Annotated in this window: 11 protein-coding genes; 2 read left to right on the top strand and 9 right to left on the bottom strand. The window is 70.3% G+C overall.

The window, feature by feature from the left end; all coding sequences use genetic code 11:
- Nucleotide 1 precedes the first annotated feature (1 nt).
- Together eccB and JSQ98_RS13185 are read left to right on the top strand one after the other, a co-directional pair.
- A complete protein-coding gene (gene eccB, locus JSQ98_RS13190) occupies nt 2-1,348 on the top strand; it encodes a type VII secretion protein EccB (protein ID WP_211650077.1) in 1,347 nt (448 codons plus the stop codon).
- Nucleotides 1,348-2,640 (top strand): S8 family serine peptidase, encoded by a 1,293-nt coding sequence (locus JSQ98_RS13185; protein WP_211650076.1) that lies wholly within the window; start codon nt 1,348-1,350, stop codon nt 2,638-2,640. The genes eccB and JSQ98_RS13185 overlap by 1 nt, the downstream gene beginning before the upstream one ends.
- A 39-nt stretch (nt 2,641-2,679) precedes the next feature.
- Here JSQ98_RS13185 and JSQ98_RS13180 read toward each other — a convergent pair whose 3' ends face one another.
- The 9 genes from JSQ98_RS13180 to rplK all read right to left on the bottom strand — a co-directional run bounded on the left by JSQ98_RS13180 (nt 2,680) and on the right by rplK (nt 17,727).
- The gene (locus tag JSQ98_RS13180; RefSeq protein ID WP_211650074.1) at nt 2,680-3,321 is read right to left on the bottom strand and encodes a hypothetical protein; all 642 of its coding nucleotides are present in this window, start codon (nt 3,319-3,321) and stop codon (nt 2,680-2,682) included.
- Nucleotides 3,318-4,139 carry a PP2C family protein-serine/threonine phosphatase gene (locus JSQ98_RS13175; RefSeq protein ID WP_200330108.1) on the bottom strand — a complete coding sequence of 274 codons (822 nt, stop codon included), beginning with the start codon at nt 4,137-4,139 and terminating at the stop codon, nt 3,318-3,320. The genes JSQ98_RS13180 and JSQ98_RS13175 overlap by 4 nt, the downstream gene beginning before the upstream one ends.
- On the bottom strand, nt 4,139-6,712 hold the full coding sequence (locus JSQ98_RS15450; protein WP_346728798.1) for a transglutaminase domain-containing protein: 2,574 nt from the start codon (nt 6,710-6,712) through the stop codon (nt 4,139-4,141). The genes JSQ98_RS13175 and JSQ98_RS15450 overlap by 1 nt, the downstream gene beginning before the upstream one ends.
- A complete protein-coding gene (locus JSQ98_RS15445) occupies nt 6,709-8,076 on the bottom strand; it encodes a DUF58 domain-containing protein (protein ID WP_090146666.1) in 1,368 nt (455 codons plus the stop codon). Before JSQ98_RS15445 ends, JSQ98_RS15450 begins: the two co-directional genes overlap by 4 nt.
- The gene (locus JSQ98_RS13160) at nt 8,073-9,065 is read right to left on the bottom strand and encodes an AAA family ATPase (protein WP_211650072.1); all 993 of its coding nucleotides are present in this window, start codon (nt 9,063-9,065) and stop codon (nt 8,073-8,075) included. Before JSQ98_RS13160 ends, JSQ98_RS15445 begins: the two co-directional genes overlap by 4 nt.
- Nucleotides 9,066-9,114: 49 nt before the next feature.
- Nucleotides 9,115-15,276: an Ig-like domain-containing protein gene (locus JSQ98_RS13155; protein ID WP_211650070.1), complete on the bottom strand. Its 6,162-nt coding sequence runs from the start codon at nt 15,274-15,276 to the stop codon at nt 9,115-9,117.
- A complete protein-coding gene (locus JSQ98_RS13150) occupies nt 15,273-16,409 on the bottom strand; it encodes a protein kinase domain-containing protein (protein WP_090146660.1) in 1,137 nt (378 codons plus the stop codon). The genes JSQ98_RS13155 and JSQ98_RS13150 overlap by 4 nt, the downstream gene beginning before the upstream one ends.
- Before the next feature lie 187 nt (nt 16,410-16,596).
- Nucleotides 16,597-17,286, bottom strand: a complete 690-nt coding sequence (rplA, locus tag JSQ98_RS13145; RefSeq protein ID WP_090146657.1) for a 50S ribosomal protein L1 — start codon at nt 17,284-17,286, stop codon at nt 16,597-16,599.
- 12 nt (nt 17,287-17,298) lie between these two features.
- Nucleotides 17,299-17,727 carry a 50S ribosomal protein L11 gene (rplK, locus tag JSQ98_RS13140; RefSeq protein WP_090146655.1) on the bottom strand — a complete coding sequence of 143 codons (429 nt, stop codon included), beginning with the start codon at nt 17,725-17,727 and terminating at the stop codon, nt 17,299-17,301.
- Nucleotides 17,728-17,877: the final 150 nt, after the last annotated feature.

Below are 17,877 nucleotides of genomic sequence, written 5' to 3'. Positions count from 1 at the left end.
CGTGGCGACGAAAAAGGACCTGCTCGAGGCGCAGAACTTCAGCAAGGCTAGGCTCCTGTCCGCCTTCATCGGCGGTGCTCCCGGTGGCAAGGAGCTGGAACCGGCGAAGCCGCTGCGAGCGGTATTCGCCGGTATCGCCTTGACCGCGATGGTGATTCTGGCCGGAGTCTTCATCGGGCTCATGCAGCCCAAGCTGCCGAGCGGCTGGGAGAACAATCGTCTGATCGTCGCGAGCGACACGGGCGCCCGGTACATCAGCGTCGCGGGAGAGCTCCACCCCGTCATCAACACCGTGAGCGCCCGCATGGCGATTCCCGAGGGCGAATTCGGTGTGGTCACGGTGAAGCAGGGCGCACTCGAAGGGATACCGATCGGCGGTACGGTCGGTATTCTCGGCGCCCCCGACACGCTGCCGGAGACGAGTCATCTCGACGGCACCGGATGGGCGGCCTGCGCCACTCCCGGCGCCACATCCGTGCACGTGGGCGACGAGCAGATGCGAGCGGCGGCCGACGGCAGCGGCATCGTGGTCGAGCGCGACGGCGAGACCTACGTCGTCTCGGGCGGAACGAGCTACCTGGTGCCCGAGCAGGATCGCACGGCCGTGCTCCGAGCGATCGGTCTCGACGCCGCCGCAACCGTCGAGGTGCGCGGCGAATGGCTCGCACTCTTCACGCGCGGCTCCGATCTGCAGCCGCTGACCTTCGACGGACGCGGCACCATCGAGGGCGTCGACCTGCCAGCTGGATCGGTGATCCGCCCCACGGGCGGCGGCGACTCCGAACGCTACCTGCTCACGGCCGATGGATCGCTCTCGCGGCTGAGCGACCTCGCCTACCGCCTCTACCTGCTCGGCGGCGGCGCTGGTGCGCTCGGCGACGAGGTCGAGATCAGTCCGGCGGAGATCGGGGTCCTGCCCTCGGCCGATGCGGCTGGCGCCGATGACTGGCCGCAGCAGACGCTCACCCCGCTGACCGGTACCACGGCACCCTGCGCAACGCTCGTGGGTGATGCGAACGAGCAGCGCACAGCACTCGCGGAGGGCGGATCGGCGATCGACGACCGCGATGGCGTGGATGACAAAGCGGTGACCGAGACCGGCAACACGCGCGTCACCGTCTCGGAGGACGGCGGCGCTCTCGTGCGGGGCGGAGCGGCGGGCACGCTCACCCTCGTCGACGGCGGCGGCACCGCCTACGCGGTTCCGGGCGACCCCGCCTCGGGCGCGGCACGACTCGGCTACACGGCGAGCGACATCACCACCGTGCCGGCGCCCTGGATCCTCCTCCTGCCCGCCGGACCCGCGCTCACACCGGAAGCCGCAGGGGCGACACCGGAGGCGCAGTGATGAGCCGACGCCGCGCGGTTCCGGATCGCGGGGGGCTCCGACGCGTCGGCGCTCTCGCGCTGGCATCCGCCATCGCCTCCGGTCTGCTGATGGCCGCCCCCGACGTCGTCGCGCCGGTCCGGGCATCCGCTGCTGAGGAGTGCGGCGTCGGTGTGATGGCGCGTCTGCCCGGTCCACCGAGCGCGTTCGCCGCGATGGGCTGGGCTCCCCAGGGCACCGCGGACACCGGGGCGGCCGCGCCGACCGGGGCGGGCGTCACCGTCGCCGTCATCGACTCCGGCGTCGACGTGTCACGGCCGCAGCTCGCCGATGCATTCGCGCCGGGAAGCACGTCGCTCATCAGCGACGGGGAGCGGCCGGACGGTCTCGGCGACCCTCAGGGCCACGGCACTGCGCTCGCCGGCGTCATCGCCGCCCGCCCCGCCGACACCTCCGGCGCGGTCGGCCTCGCGCCGGATGCGAGGATCGTGTCGCTGCGCATCTTCCGCGGCACCGACGAGGAGAGCGAACGGGCGGGGTTCGGGCCCGACGCCGAGCGTCTGGCCGAGGCGATACGCAGCGCCACCGACCTCGGCGCGCAGGTCATCGTCGTCGCGCTGAGCGATGACGTCGACACCCCTGCGCTTCGCGATGCGACCGCGAACGCCGCGGCCAGCGGCTCCCTCGTCGTCGCCAGCGGAGGCAACCGGAGCACGACCGAGAACACCGAAGACTCCCCGCGCTTCCCGGCGGCGTACCCCGGGGCGCTCTCCGTCACCGCGGTCGACGCGAACGGTCTGCCGACCTCGGATTCGATTCACGGCCAGCACATCGAAGTGGCCGCTCCCGGGCAGGACGTGCTCACCACATCGACCGGCGGCGGCGACTGCCGCTACGCGCCGGACGCCCCGTCTTCGAGCTTCGCGACCGCGTACGCGGCGGGCGCGGCCGCGCTGCTCGCGGAGGAGTACCCCGATGAAGGCCCCGAGGGATGGGCGTATCGACTCATGGCGACCGCCGCGCGGTCGAACCCGGACGCCCGCGACGACCAAGTGGGGTGGGGCGTGATCCGCCCCGCTGCCGCACTCGACCTGCGCCCGGATTCCACCACGCGCGGACCCACGAGCCCGTTCGCCGACACGAGTGATGCGGCCTTCTCGTCGAGCAGTACGCGCGTCGCCCCCGAGCCGGCGGAGCCGGGGAACGCGGCGTTCATCACTGCGATCGCCGTCGTCGCCGCCGGGCTCGTGTCCCTCTTCGGCCTCGGAGCGATCCTGCGCCGCCGCCCGCGCAACGACTCCGCGTCTCGCTGAGAGACCCTCGCCGTTGCCCCGGCGGTCCGGATCGGAGGGTCAGCCGAAGGCGAGTACGGCGACCAACCAGAGCCCGCCGACCGCCACGATCAGGCTGCTCCCGAACCCCACGACCGCTCCGATGCCGAAACGCCGGTTCGCGCGGGCGGTCGATCGCACGCCCGTGCGATCCGCCGGGGGCGGCGCCGGGCGGGATTCCGGCGGCGGGCCGAAATTCGCGTCAGTGTCGGTGCCCGAAGCGGAGCGGCGGCCGGAACGCTGCGAGGTCATCACCGGCAGCGCGGGGCTGACCCCTCGGCGGGGCAGCGCATGGTCGGGTGCCGGGCTCGGCGCCTCCGGCACACGGTACCTGGCGTCGAGCGGCGATTTGAACATGCGGGCTGCGAGTTCGGGCGGGAGTTCGAGGGGAGCCGGTTCGTCGACGGGCGGCGCCGGGTTTCGCGATAGGGCGCGGGGTGCTGCGGGGGTCGCGGGCGCCGCCGATGCTGCCTGCGACGCCCGCGGCGTCACGATGGTCTCGTCGTGACGCTCGGACTGCGACGCGCCCGACACGGCAACTGTCTCGTCCGTCGCCTCCCGCCGGGCGCGACGGGGCGTCACGATGGTCTCGTCAGGCGCCTCGACGGGCTCGACCCGAGGGGTGACCACCGTCTCGTCGCTCGGCTCCCGCGACTCGTTCACTGCGCGCGCCTCGGCACGGTCGCAGTGAGCGTGCGATCGTCCTCGCTCTCGGTGTCGACCTCCGACCCCGGATCGGAGGTCACGTGCCACGCCGAACCGCCGGAGAGCACATCGACGACGAGCACCGTGATGTTGTCGCGCCCGCCTGCCTCGTTCGCGCGTTGCACGAGCTCCTCGACCACGGCCTCGGGCTGCCCGCCCATCGTGAGGGCGGCGCGCAGCTGCTGATCGTCGACCTCAGTGGTGAGCCCGTCCGAGCAGATCAGCAGCCGCGATCCGTCTTCGACCGGCAGCAACCAGCTGTCGGCAGTGGTGTCGGCTGACCCCAGGGCCCGCGTGATGACGTTCCGACCGGGCAGAGCGTCGAGTCTCGCCCCGCCGGCGATCATCTCGTCGCGCAGAGAATGATCGATCGTCACCTGGTGCAGCTCGGCGCCGCGGTGCAGGTACACCCGAGAATCGCCGACATTGAGCACGAGCCAACAGGCGCGGCCTTCGTGGCGCACGAGTACCGCCCCGGTGAGCGTGCACCCCGCACCCCGCTCCCGGTCAGCGGCGATGCTGCTGACCGCTTCGCGGGCGGCCTCGAGCGCGAGGCCGACATCGCGCACGGTCGACAGCTCGCCGGGGCGGATCACTGACGCGAACGCGTCGACGGCCGCGCGGCTCGCCTGGTCTCCGGCCTCGTGCCCGCCCATTCCGTCCGCGACGAGGTAGCTCGGGAACTCCAGGAGCGCCGAATCCTCATTCACGGCCCGCAGCATGCCGGGGTCGGTGCGCACGGCAGCGGTCACCTCTGGCGCATTTCCGATTCGCATTATCGTCCTCCTGCGTTCGCGCGTCGCAGCGGGCGCGCGACGCGTCGTGTACGTGCTGATGGCAGCAGCGAGCGCAGCGAGTATTCGGCGCGCAGGCGCTTCCACATCCCGAGTTCCGCTCGTCGTGCCGCCAGTTCTTCATCGACCAACGTCCACAGCTGGTCGGCGTCGCTTCCCTCGATTCCCTCGTGAGAATACACCGCCCGGTCGACGGTCCACGCGAGCCACGAGCCCGATGGCACGCCCAGCTGCTCCATCACGTCCCGGCGGCTGCCGGGCTCTGCGGCGACGCGGCCCGTGTCGGCGAGTCCGTCGATCAACGCGTCCCAGGCGCCGAGCGCCCGCTCTTCCGGCGAGGCGGCGGCCCGGCGACGCTTGCGGCGCAGCCGCTTCGCGACGGGCAGGAAGAGCAGTGGCAGGGCGAGCAGCACGAGCGCGAGCAGCGACAAGCCGACCGCGCGCAGCACCGGCCAGAGCGCGGCGAACGCGTTCCGGTCGGTCGAGTCCGCCGGCTCGTTCGCGTCACCGCTCGTGCCAGAGGGCGGATCAGCCTGACTCGCATCGCGCTCCTCCGGAACGGACGGGAACTCCGGCAGTTGCTCGCCGCGTTCGAGCGTGCTCGGCGGCGTCTCGACCTGCGGGCTGGCATCGACCGGCGCCCATGCTCCGCCGTCGCCCCGCACTTCGACCCACGCCGCGAGGTGCTCCCCGGTGCACACCTCCGCGCAGGCGGGCACGCCTGGCACGCCGGCGTCGTCGTCATCGCCGAGGCGGACGCCGAGCACCACCCGTGATTCGAAGCCCATCGCCCGAGCGATGAGGCCGGCGGCGGCGGCGAACTGCTCGTCGTCGCCGATGCCCGCCACGAGAGCCCGTTCGTCGGCACCCTCACCGGCGGCGCGCTGCTGCTCGTTGAGCTGCAGGAAGAGCGATTCGAGGCGCGCGATCGAATGGCCGCCCGCACTCGGAACGAACTTGGTGCCGTACTCCGTCGCGGCGGTCTCGAGCCATTCGCGTTCGCCCGCTCCATCGGTGAGCGAGTGACTCAAGTAGCCGCGGTCGCGCAGACGCTGGATCGCCTCGAGCAGTCCGTCCATCGTCGTCGGCAGCTGTTGCGCGTCGAGCCACTGCGCGAGTTGCGGGGTGCGTTCGAGATCGATCAACGGCGCGTCTTGCACGGGGGCGCCGCTCGGCTCGCGATCTGCGGCAGCGCTCATCTCGCCGGTGTAGCCGTCGCCGGCGCGCACGCCGCGACCGCCGGGAACGGCGATCGCTGCCCAACTCGCGCGGTTGACGTAGAAGGCGTCTCCCAGAGCGCCGGATCGCGGCCCGTCGAACGTGAGCGGCGCCGCCAGTGGCGGGGCGACCGGCAACCAGATGCCGTCGTATCCCTCTGCGATCTCGACCGAGACCGTCACGGGGTCGTCGACCGGTTCGCCGCTGGGGAAGCGAGTGAAGCGCCCGTCGGGGCCGGCGTCGACGAAGAAGTCGACGCCGTCGTACCCGTCGAGTACCGCCATGCGCAGCCTCGCGGGAGCTGCGCCTTCGGTTCGCACCGAGAACATGGGCGCAGCGAAGGCTTCGTCGCGTTTCGCGGCGCGATACCCTGCGAGTGGGCTGGTCTGCTCGCGCACCACGAGCTGGGGATCGACGCGGTCTCGCGGTACGTTTCGGTCGGCGTTCGCGAGCGGCGCGACGGCGGCGCCGATCCCGAGAGCGACCAGCGCGGTGAGCACTCCGCTGATCGCGCGCACCGCCGCGTTGCGGCGAACCCCGCCCGCACCCTCGGCCGGCTGCGCGGAACGACCGAGACGGAGGGCGCGCCGGCGACCCATCCCCGAAGACCACGCCACCCAGATCGCCCCGGCGACGCAGACGACCGCCCAGAGCGCGAGCTCTCGAGGAGCCGTGACGGTGAACGCGCCGAGTTCGATGGGCGCGCTCACCTGCGACGAGCCGAAGGTGACCCCGAAGGCGACGGGGAGGAGCGTCGGGATGGCAGCGAGCGGCGCAAGACGGCCCCCGCGCAGTGCCAGAGCCGCGCTCATCGCCGTCGCTCCCATGGCGACGAGCAACCACGGCACCATCACGGCCTGATAGATGCCGACGGGGAGCGTGAGGGTGAGCAGTTGCTTCCACCCGAGCGTCACGGTCGCCAGACCATCGACGAGTCCGCTGAGGAGTCCCAGCGGGCCGGTGCCGAGTGCGCTCGGAACGGCGAGCGGTACCACTCCGACGACGAAGGCGCCGATGAGGGCTGCGACGGTGCCGACTCCCCATCGCAGGCGGCGACCGAGCCAGACGATGCCGAAGGCCGATGCCCAAGCCACACCGCCGACGAGCCACACCCACGGAGTGCGATAGATCGGCATGACCGAGAGTGCGCCTGCGATGACGGCGACGGCGCTGAGCACCGCCGCACCCGCCACGAGGGCAGGGCTCGTGCGCGTGCGGCGACCCCGAGCCGGGCGGCGAGCGCGCGGCTCGCGCTTCGGCTTCGGGGAGCGGAGGCGCGCGAAGGCGGCCCCGCGAGCGGCACGACGCGGCCCTGCTTCGGATGGGATGTCGCTCACGACAGACCCCCTCGCACCATCAGCTGCGGGAGATCGCCGATCGCACCGACCGTGAACATGGTGCAGTTGTCGATCAATCGTGCAGCAGGATCGGCGAGCACCTCCGCCCGCACCACGAGCACGCGCACGTCCTCGGTGAACGCTGCGGCGGCGCGGCGCAGGCGCGCCGGATCCGGCACCGAACCCGTGACGACCGCGACGATGGAGAGCGGGCGCCGCGACTCTGCGAGGCTCCGTGTGAGCCGTTCGATCGGGAGAGCGTCGACGGCGGGTTCGAGCTCGGCCCACGCGTCGAGCAGCTGCGCCGGAGTGCTCGACGGCAGTTCTTCGAGACCGTCGATGCTCGGACGGACACGTCCCGGGGCCCACTGCGATGCGATGAAGCGCTCCCGCCCCTCGCGCACGGCCTGCAGCCCGAGGGACGCTGCGATGCTCACGCCGAGTTCGAACTCCTCATCACTGGCGTACTCCTCGCGCGACGCGTCGAAGAGAATGGCTGCGCGCGCCGTCTGCGACTCCTCGTACTGGCGCACCATGAGCGTTCCGGTCTTCGCCGTCGACTTCCAGTGGACGTGTCGCATCGCGTCGCCGCGCACGTACTCGCGCACGGCATGGAACGAGAGATCGGAATCGGTGAGACGACGACTGGCCGCACCGTCGAGATCCCGCACGAGCCCCGCCGACCCCTGCGGCAGTCGAGCCGTGCGCGGGTGCACGTGGACGAGATGGCGGTCGCGCCAAGTGATTTCACGGCGCACGAGCCCGAGCGGATCACGGCGCGCCAGGGTCAGCGGACCGACTTCGATGACGCCGCGGGAGACCGCAGGGATTCCCACCGGCACCGCTGCGGTGGCGTGCGGCCCGATGAATGGGATCGGAATCTCGCGGAGCGCTTCTCCGACGGGCAGTTCAGCCGTGGCCGGCAGCGCAGGGCGCGCACCGGCGTTCTCGACCTCCACGCGAAGCGCGACCTCGCCGCCCACGACCACTCTCAGCCGATCGACGGTGATGCGGATCAGGTAGGCCCGCGAACCGAGGAGAAACGGCAGGCCGACCAGCAGCAGCACGCCGAAACCGATCGCGACGAACCAGGCCTCGACCCAGCCGAGCGTCGCGCCGAGCACCGCCGAGAGCACCGCGACCCCGAGCACGAAATAGCCCGTCGGCGTCACCGTCTCACGCACGCGGCGCCACTGACGGCGCAGACGACGGCGATTGCGACGCCACCAGCGTCGGGCCGCGCGACGCCGACGCGTGACACCGCGGCCGGTGCCCTGCACGGTGTCGCCGAACCGCGTGGCGGTGCCGCCACGCGTTCCCGTTCCGGTGTTCGAAACCGGGGCGCGCGAGGTGTCGAGGCTCACGCGGTGCCGTTCTCCTGGGGCGCTGCGATATCGAGCATGATCTGACCGAGAATCTGGGCCGCGGTGACCCCGTCGAATTCGGCCTCCGGCTCGAGCACGAGGCGATGGGTCAGCACGGGCATCGCGAGATCGCGCACGTCATCGGGCGTGACGTAGTGCCGCCCACTCGCCGCCGCCCACGCGGAGGCGAGGCGCACGAGCGCCAGCGCTCCGCGCACGCTCGCGCCGAGACGTACCTCGCTCGCTCGCCGCGTCGCCTCGACCAGACGCACCGCGTATTCGGCGACGAGCGGGCTGACGTGCACGCGACTGATGAGTTCCTGCGCCTGGGTGACCATACCAGTGCTCACCACCGGCGCAAGCGGGTGCTGCTGCAGGCGATCACCCTGCAGGATGCGCGTCATCGCGGCCTGATCGGGGTAGCCGATCGAGGTCTTCACCATGAAGCGGTCGAGCTGCGCCTCCGGCAACCGATACGTGCCGGCCTGCTCGACCGGGTTCTGCGTGGCGATCACCAGGAAGGGACTGCCAACGTCGTGACTGGTGCCGTCGACGGTGACGCGCCCCTCCTCCATCACCTCGAGCAGCGCCGACTGCGTCTTCGGGCTCGCCCGGTTGATCTCGTCCGCGAGCACGACGTTCGCGAAGATAGGACCGGGATGGAACTCGAAGGCGCCCACGCGCTGGTCGAACACGGTGATGCCGGTGATGTCGCCGGGCAGCAGGTCGGGGGTGAACTGCACCCGTGAGGTGGTGCCCTGGATCACTTGACCGAGCGCTCGTGCGAGCGCCGTCTTTCCCGTCCCGGGCACGTCTTCGAGCAGCACATGGCCGCCGGCGAGCGCGCAGGCGATCACGAGCTCGACCACCCGGCGCTTGCCATGAATCGCCTGTTCCATCGCGTCGGCCGTGGTGGCGAACAGCTGCGCGACCCACTGCGCCTGATCGGGCGTGATGGCGTGGGTTGAGGTCTGCGGCTGGGAGGTCATGCGGCTCCTTCGGCGGGGCGGGTCGAAACGTGGTGCGTGCGGACGAGAACTACGGGGTCTGCGGCGGAGTCTCCGGGGCGGGATCGCCGCCCGGGTCCGGCGGTGTTGGCGCTGCGCATATTGGGACGTTGATGGTCGCTGCGTTGAGCTGGTACGGATTGCTCCAGCCGCCCCAGGAGATTGCGACAGGCATATTCGTGCCCGCCGCGGTGCCCGCCTGCGGCCGGGCGTACTGCGGATCTGCACCGGTGAAGGTGAACATCTCGCGCAGCTCTGATTCGTTCGGCGGATTCGACGCGTCGTAGCAGACGCCCGGGTCCGGCTTGAGCTGAACAGTGATCGGGTTCGGCGCATTCCGCCACTGAACTGCGGAGCTCGACGAGCAGCTGCCGCCGTCGTTCGGGTCACCGGCGCACTGCATCACGGTCATCCCGGGTTCGAAGACGAACCTCGCATCACCCGTGTTACTGAAGCGCAGTTCGGCTCCATCAGCTTTCGTGATCTCGAGCGCGATCTCATCTCCGTTCTTCACGAAATCGTACGTCGCCGTCGTACCGCTCACCACCGGGTCCTGAGCGATGGTGAATCGCACCGATGGGGCGTCCAGTTCGCGACCGATGATCGTTCGGCCTGTCTCCGCGACGCTCACTCCGTATTCGCTCTGCATGCACACTCTCGCGTGGTACCAGCGATACTTCTGCAATCCCGTGAAGTTCGGGGAGTTCTGGCCGCCGTCCGTGCAGCTGCCGATGCTCTGGGACGCCCGCGCGATCGCATATTTCGTGGTGACGGCTTCTCCGGTGTGCGCACCGGCCGCATCGACGCCGACGGCGGCGGACGTGTCGCCGGTGCTCGTGAGAGTGGCGCTGTTCAAGCGCGGAGCACCGATGACGAACCCGTCGCCCTGCGCCGCGGCGCCCGTGTTCGATCCGCCGCCGATCTCGGGAACGTCGAACTTGGTCGTCGGGGTGACCGTGAACGAGATCGGCCCGACCGAGAGCCCGGGGTAGTCCCGGCTCCCCTGCGAGCCGTCGATCGTGCCGCCGTCGACGCCCCGGTATGAAACGGCGAACTGCCTGGTGTCGTTCGAGCCCGAAACCGAGAGTCGCACTCCACCGGTCGACTGATCCTGGTTCCCCGGGTTCTTGATCGACTCGACCGTGACCTTCGGGGCGGCAGGGGCTGCGTACGCCCACGCGGTCACCGAGGTGGATGCTGCGGACGAGCCGACGCCGTTCACTGCGACGGCGGTGAACTCGTGCTTCTCGCCGTTGGCGAGCCCGGTGGCGACGCACTGGAACGAGGAGCCGCCGACCGCGTTGCAGCTCGTCGAGCCACCGCCCGAGAGGGTGACGCCCGACACGTCGGGGTGCGCTGCCCTGCCGCCGAGCGTCACCGTGAAGCTGGCGCTATCGGCCGTGTACCCGGTCTGCTGGATGCTGGGCCGGCTCGGGATCCCCTGCGCGTCGAACTCGATGACGCCTTCGCCGGTGCGCCCCTGGGCGTCCACCACGGTGAAGCCGACGCGGCACGTGCCGCCGATCTCGGGGCCTCCCGGCCACGACACCGAGACGCCGGAGTCGCCGACGCGCGTGAAACTGCCGTACGAGCACCCGGCACCGCTCACTGCGGCAAGTTTGAGCCCACCGCCGCTCTTGCCCGCGAAGGGGTCGTGCTCACCGGAGACGCCAACGAGCTCAGCGCGACAGTCGCTCCCGACGGTGCACTGCAGCGCGACGGTCGCGCCCTTCGGCAGATCGCGCGGCGCCTGACCGACGCGCAGCGTCAACGGGGCGCGGGATTCTCCGGCGCCGCTCACCGACACCGAGAGCGACTCCTGACTCCCGGGGACCGCGTCGGCACGGACCTCGACCGCGAGCGATGCCCCGCTCTGCGACACCGTGAACAAGGAGCTGCCGCCCGACACGTCGAATTTCAACTTCGACACGTCGCCTTCGCGGCCGCCCTGCCACGTGATCATGTCGGCCAGTTCGATCTTCGCGTCCGCGCCGGGGTCGATGGTGCGCGTCAGCGGCGCTGCCTGCACCGACGGTTCGTCGGGCACGACGACGACGGGTACGGGCAGCGTCGTCCACGCTTTCTGTCCGACGAGTCGCGCCTGCATGAGACACGTGTCATTCCACGGAGCTTCGCGACCGGCCGAGTATCGCAGGCGGTCGCTTGATACCGCCTCGCAGGTGGCCTGCGCACGCCCCACAGCGAACGGCTCGCGGCGCAGCTCGACGCGATCGCCGGATCCGATGTCGACGAGGTCGCCGACGGCGGCCTCCCGTTGCTCGTTCTCATCGACTTTGATGGGCTGCAGATCGGGCTTGAGCGTGAGCCGCAGCTCGTCGAGCGGAGGCATGATGAGGAGCCCGTACGATGCGACGTCCTGGCCGGTCGCGTCGGTACCCGACAGTTTGAAGACCACCGTGTCACCGCTCGCCCGGTACTCGCCCGAGATCTTCGAACCCGAGACCCGGTAGCCCTCACCAGAGCCAGCCCACAGCGACATCCGCAGAGTGGACACGTCGCCGGTCGCCCAGCGCACCTTGTCGGTGACGACGTCGACGCCGCCGGCCGCGAGCTCCGCGCGATCGCGCACGTTCAGCACTGTGTCGCTGATGGTCGGGGCCTGCGCTCCCACGCGTTCGGACGTGTGCACGACGATGAGACCATCGGCGGTGCTCTTCGTGGTCTCCGAGCGAATCGTGTACCGGTAGGAGACGGCGCCCAGATCGTCGCCGGGCTGCACGGATACGCGCCCCTCAGAGAGCTTCGAGAGGTCGAGTCGTTTGGCCAGCTGCTTCGCTTCGCTGCTGTTCGCACCGCCTGCGACATTGGGCACGACCGACTCGATCGTGAGCTTGCCGCCGGACGGATCGATGTCATTGTCGAGCGGTCGCACCACTGCTGGGTCGCTCTTCGGCGTCAGACGGAGGTAGTCGGTCGACGCGACGATCGCGCTGGATTCCGCGGACGGCACGATGATCACCGTGAGCGCGCCGGTGCCCGATCCTCCCTGCGCATCACGGACGGTGTACGAGAGCTGCACGGAGCCCGCGGTCGCACTCGCGAGCGCCGCGATGTCGAATCCGTTGCCCGCCGAGTTGACGGTCGCCGATACGGCGGCCTCGGCGTCGGTGTCGACCGCGACGAGACGCACTCGGTCTCCGTCCGGGTCGACCCCGGAGAGCGGCACGCGCACCTGCGTCGTCGAGCCGGGGCTGACGCGCGCCGTCACCGCGGCGGGCTCGGGATCGCGGTTCGAGCCGTCGGGCAGCACTGTCACGATCACAGAGCCCACGTCTCCTGCAGCCGGATCGCTCGCCCCGTACGCGGTGTAGCTCAGTCGATAGGTGCCCGGCTGCTTCGGTGCGAGATATCGCAGCACGTTGCCAGAAGCGAACGCGAGCTCACCCTTCGTTCCAGACCCGACGATCTCGGGGTCGAGCAGCAGGCGCTCTCCGGGGGCCGCCACGTCGTTGTCGAGCACACGGATGTCGACGACCGAACCGGCGCGGACGGTCGCGGAATCTGCCACCGCGATCGCACCGGTGGCGCCCGTATCCGGAACCTGGAACACCGTGAGCTTGCCCTCCGCCCGCGCCTCTCCCTCGGCGACGGTGACATCGACGGAACCGATCCGGCCGGCACCGCCATCCGCGGTGCTACCCGCGACGCGCACCTGCGCATGATCGATGATGTCGGCCTGCAGGTCGCCGTCGGCGACGTCGGCGCCGGCCACCGAGAGCGACCGAGAGGCGGCACCGGGGATCGCATCGAGTATCTCCACCGTCGCGTCGGTGAGCGGTCGCACGAACGCGCGCAGTGCCGGCAGCGCGAGTGGTGGTCCGGCGGGAGTGGCGGTGACGCGCAGCTGCCCGGTGACCTCGCCGCCGGTAACGGTGTCGCGCACGGTCACGGTGACGGCCGCGGTACCCGCTGCGGCCGCCTTGATCTCGACCGCACCGCTGGTCGGCTGCGGCGCGACCTGTACGGCGCCGCTCGGGTCGGTGGCGTCGAGCAGCGCGAACGAGCCCGACCCGCCGGCAACTCGATCGAGCGGTCGCACGGTCGCGGTCCGGCCCACCTGAATGGTCGTCGCCGTCGCCGTGAACTCGGGTGTCGCACTCGGGTCGACGGCGAGGGTCAGCTCCCGCTGCGCTTCTTCACCACGGCCGTCGCGCACGGTGACGCGCAGGGCGACGTCGGAGGCGCCGGCATTCGGATCCGTGTGCCGAATGCCGAGACGCCCGTCAGCGGTGACGATCGCACGCACCGGATCCTCCGACCGCACAGCCTCAGCCGCAGCCAGCGTCATGACATCGCCTTCTGGGTCGACCCAGCCCTCCAGAACGGGGTACACGAGGGTGCCGCCCGGGGCCAGCGACGGCACGCGCCATTCGCGCTGGCAGCCTTCCACCGGGCACCATGCGGGCGCCGTGTTGACGTCTTCGTCTGCGACGGTGAGGGTGACGGTCGCCGGCTCAGACACGAGCCCGCCGTCAGTCACCCGATAGGTGAAGGTCGCACTGCCGCTCGCGTCGGCGGCGGGCTGCACGGTGAGCGACTGCCCGTCCGGCATGAGCTGCAACGCACCGAACGACTCGGGAAGACCCTGCTCGCCGATCGATTCCGGCACAATCGTGAGCACATCGCGCTTGTTCGCGTCGAAGTCGTTCAGCAGCACGGGGAGCGGGGCCGGCTCCCCCGCGCGCACTCCGAATGCGTCGTCCACAGCGGTCGGGGGCACCTGCTCGGTCACGTCTTCCACGACGACCGTGCCGCGATCCTCTTTCGGCGGATCTGAGATGGTCCACTGCGAGAGCGGGATCAGCTCGCCTCCTGGCAGCGTCCACAGCATGCCAGTGCGCATCTCATTGAGCACGCCGCGTTCACCGTTCGAGCGGATCACCGGCAGCAGGTCGCCCGATTCCCGTGCCGAATCGTCGAGCACGAGCGGCTTCTCCCCCTCGTCGGTGGTCCAGAGCGCTCCCGAGTTCTGCCCGATCCACGCCGCATAGGCGGTCTCCCCGATGTACACGGGCTGCGCCGGCGTACCGGTGGTCTCGACGACGCGCTCCGCGGCCCCCTCGGTGTCCACCGCGGTGAGGCCGCTGGTGTCGGCGATCAGCACCGTGCGGCCCTCCCGGGTGCCATCGCCACCGCTGGCCTGCAACCTCGCCGAGCCATCGAGCTCGAGGGTCGTCGCCGGGGCGCCCTCGCGCCACAGTTCACCGTTCTCCGGGTCGAGCAGCACCCAGTCCCCGCTCACCAGGGCGAGTTGGGGTGCAGGGGCGTCACCGGCTGCAGCAGGCACTTCGGCTGCACCGCCGACGAACTCCCGACGCGAGACCTCGTATTCCCGCACGGCGTCCTCGTCGCTCGAGAAGAGCGCCATTCGGCCCGAGTCGGTCACGGCGATCGCGGCGGCGCGGTACGACGAGCCGCCGTCGACGCTCTCGGCGTCGGTGTCCGCCTCCGCATCGCCGCCCGCATCGTCTGCTCCCTCGTTCACGAGAGGATCAACGCGTTCGAGCGACGTCAAGCGGGACTCGAGATCGGCGAGTGCGCGGTCATCACCGGAGAGGTCGGCGGCTGAGCCGCCCGGCCCGCCGATCGCGGTCATCGACGGGTCGGCGATGAGCTCACCGGCGTAGACGGCGCCGGATTCGGTGCGCACCGCGACGAACCGCCCGGCGCTCACCACTTCCCGCGTGCCGTCGGGCAGGCGCACCGCCGCTGCCGCGCCCTCCGATGCCGCGTCGTCGGCGGCTTCGCTGTCGGAGACCCGAGAGGCAGTCGCCCCGTCATTGTCAACGCCGGCCGCTTCGGCATCATCGGTCGCGGCATCCTGGCCTGCTCCGGCGCGGTCCCCGAGGTCTACGGGGTCTCCTGCGTCGAGCGGCCACGCGCGACCATTGCCGTGCGACAGCACGGCGGCACTCGCCCCCGACTGCAGCACGCCGCTCGGGTCGGCCACTTTGCGTACGACGTCGATCTCACCCGTGTCGGTGTTGACGCGCGCATACTGCCCGGCCTCGCGAGCCACCCACACGCCGGGCTCTGCGCGAGGGGTCTCACGGGCGTCGTACCCGTTCGCGATCACCGCAACCGTGGCGATGAGCGCGCACGAGACGACGCCGGCGATCCACCACTGCAGCCGCCGAAATCTCTCGCGCCCCTCGCTCGGCGCCGCACTCACCCGGCACCGCCGCTCATCGCCCAGATGACACTCCCGGCGCCGGCGACGACGGCGAGGGCCACTCCGGCTCCGATGAGTCCGGCGCGCCAGGGTGATGCCGGTCGATCGAGGATCAGCCCGTCGTCGTCCGTGCCTCGACGCTGCGCGAGCATCTCAGCGCGCGCCTCGGCGCGCGTCACGCGGCCGACGGTGCTCACGACGGGGCCGCGAGTGCCAGCCGGCACCGCTTCGGCGCGCGGCAGCCAGGCCTCCGCGACGATCTCGAGCGGCGTCACGTCGTAGCCGAACGTGCGCTGCAGCTGCTGCAGTGCCTCACCGAACTCCGCCATCGAGGCGTATCGCTCGTGCGGGTTCTTCCGCAGCGCCTTCGCGATGAGTTCGTCGAAGCGCTCGTACCCCTGCGCACCGGGAATCGCCTGGTACAGCGCCTTCGAAATGCGCTCGGTGAGCTTCGAACGGGAGTTCTGCGAGCGATCCGCGAGCTCGAACGGCGACCGGCCCGCGGCGAACGAGTAGAGGGTCGCGCCGAGCGACCACACCTCGGTCGCGACGCTGCCGGTGCTCTGCAATCCGACCACCTCGGGGGCCGACCAGGGGATCGACATCGCCATCTCCCCGTCGAGTTCGCGCCTGCCCAGTACCTGGGCGATGCCGAAATCGGAGAGCGCCGGGCGGCCGAGCGTCGTGAGCAGCACGTTGGAGGGCTTGATGTCGCGGTGCAGCACACCGGCTCGATGCGCCGTCTCGAGCGCCCCGGCGATGCGCACACCCGCGTCCAGCACGTCGCGGAGTCGCGCCGGCTGCCCTTTGGTGAGCGCCCCCATCGAAGCGGGGCAGAACTCCATGGCGAGATACGGGTGCCCCTCGAGCGAAATGCTCGCCTGGTAGATCGAGACCACCGAAGGGTGGCTGCTCAGGCGTGCCATGACGTCGGCCTCGCTCTCGAAGACCTCCCGCAGTTCTTCGACGGCTGCCGATCCCTTCGCAGCGCCGTTCAGCACCTTCACCGCCACGAGGCGGCGCGGCATGTCCTGCTCGTACAGGAACACCTGCGCGAAGCCGCCCGACCCCAGCGGACGCACATAGCTGAACCCCGGGATCGAGGGCGCGCCGACTGGGGCGCGCTCAGGCACGAGCCGCCCCTGCGGCAATCGGCCTGCACTGCATCGGCGCGCGTCGGTGCGCTGCAGCGGCTGGGGAGCAGTGTGTCACGTGAATATCCTAATCGAGGCGAAGCGCACGGAGGACCTTATCCACAGCGGCGGAGACACGTCAGCCCCCGACCGCTGTGCGGCCGGGGGCTGACGTGAACGGTTCTGCTTACAGACCCGAGACGTCGAGCGGGATGCCCGGGCCGAAGGTCGTCGAAACGGCGCCCTTCTGCACGTACTTGCCCTTTGCCGACGACGGCTTCAGACGCGAGATCTCGTCGAGCACCGAGTTGATGTTGTCAGCGAGCTGCTCGGCCGTGAACGATGCCTTGCCGACGATGAAGTGCACGTTGGAGTGCTTGTCGACGCGGAATTCGATCTTGCCGCCCTTGATCTCGGTCACAGCCTTGGCTGCGTCCGGAGTCACGGTGCCGGTCTTCGGGTTGGGCATGAGGCCGCGGGGGCCGAGCACCTTACCCAGACGACCGACCTTGCCCATGAGCTCGGGGGTCGAGACAGCCGAATCGAAGTCGGTGTAGCCTGCGGCCACCTTCTCGATCAGCTCGTCGCCGCCGACCTCATCGGCGCCGGCAGCGATTGCTGCCTCAGCAGCAGCGCCCACCGCGAACACGATGACGCGCGCGGTCTTGCCGGTGCCGTGGGGCAGGCTCACGGTGCCGCGAACCATCTGGTCCGCCTTGCGGGGATCCACACCGAGCTTGACGGCGACCTCGACGGTCGTGTCGGTCTTGGTGGAACCGGTCTCCTTCGCCAAGGCGACTGCCTCAGCGGGAGTGTAGAACTTGTCTGCCTGAATCTTCTCGGCAGCGGCGCGGTACGCCTTCGACTTCTGTGCCATGTCCGATGCCCCTTACTCGACCGTGATGCCCATGGAGCGAGCGGTGCCCGCAATGATCTTCGCCGCAGCGTCGATGTCGTTCGCGTTGAGATCGGCCTGCTTCTGCTCGGCGATCTGGCGAACCTGCTCTGCGGTGACCTTCGCGACCTTGACGGTGTGCGGAGTGCCGGAGCCCTTCTGCACGCCTGCCGCCTTCTTCAGCAGCTCGGCTGCCGGCGGGGTCTTGAGCACGAACGTGAACGAACGGTCCTCGTACACGGTGATCTCCACCGGAACGATGTTGCCGCGCTGGGATTCCGTTGCAGCGTTGTACGCCTTGCAGAATTCCATGATGTTGACACCGTGCTGACCGAGCGCCGGACCCACGGGAGGTGCGGGGTTGGCTGCACCGGCCGGGATCTGAAGCTTGATCAGACCGGTAACCTTCTTGACCTTAGCCATGATTGTTTCCTTTCCATCGAGCTCGCACGGCAGTGCGAGCTCTCCCGCGAGTCCGGCCGTTCCGGATGCGGTACTCGTCCGCATCGACGCACGCCAGGGGCGTTCGCAGACGCAAACCAGTCGAGTCTACCCGATGAAACAGGATCGCGC

The sequence above is a fragment of the Leucobacter manosquensis genome, from assembly GCF_018304845.1.
In the GTDB taxonomy this organism is placed as follows: domain Bacteria; phylum Actinomycetota; class Actinomycetes; order Actinomycetales; family Microbacteriaceae; genus Leucobacter; species Leucobacter alluvii.
The sequence above is the reverse complement of the archived record's forward strand: the minus strand, read 5'-3'. Positions and strand labels throughout refer to the sequence as shown.

Bases quoted from the DNA above. Each gene is read 5' to 3' on its own strand.
- JSQ98_RS13185 (WP_211650076.1), top strand. From the start codon at position 1,348: ATGAGCCGACGCCGCGCGGTTCCGGATCGCGGGGGGCTCCGACGCGTC.
- JSQ98_RS13175 (WP_200330108.1), bottom strand. From the start codon at position 4,139: ATGCGAATCGGAAATGCGCCAGAGGTGACCGCTGCCGTGCGCACCGAC.
- JSQ98_RS13160 (WP_211650072.1), bottom strand. From the start codon at position 9,065: ATGACCTCCCAGCCGCAGACCTCAACCCACGCCATCACGCCCGATCAG.
- rplA (WP_090146657.1), bottom strand. From the start codon at position 17,286: ATGGCACAGAAGTCGAAGGCGTACCGCGCCGCTGCCGAGAAGATTCAG.
- rplK (WP_090146655.1), bottom strand. From the start codon at position 17,727: ATGGCTAAGGTCAAGAAGGTTACCGGTCTGATCAAGCTTCAGATCCCG.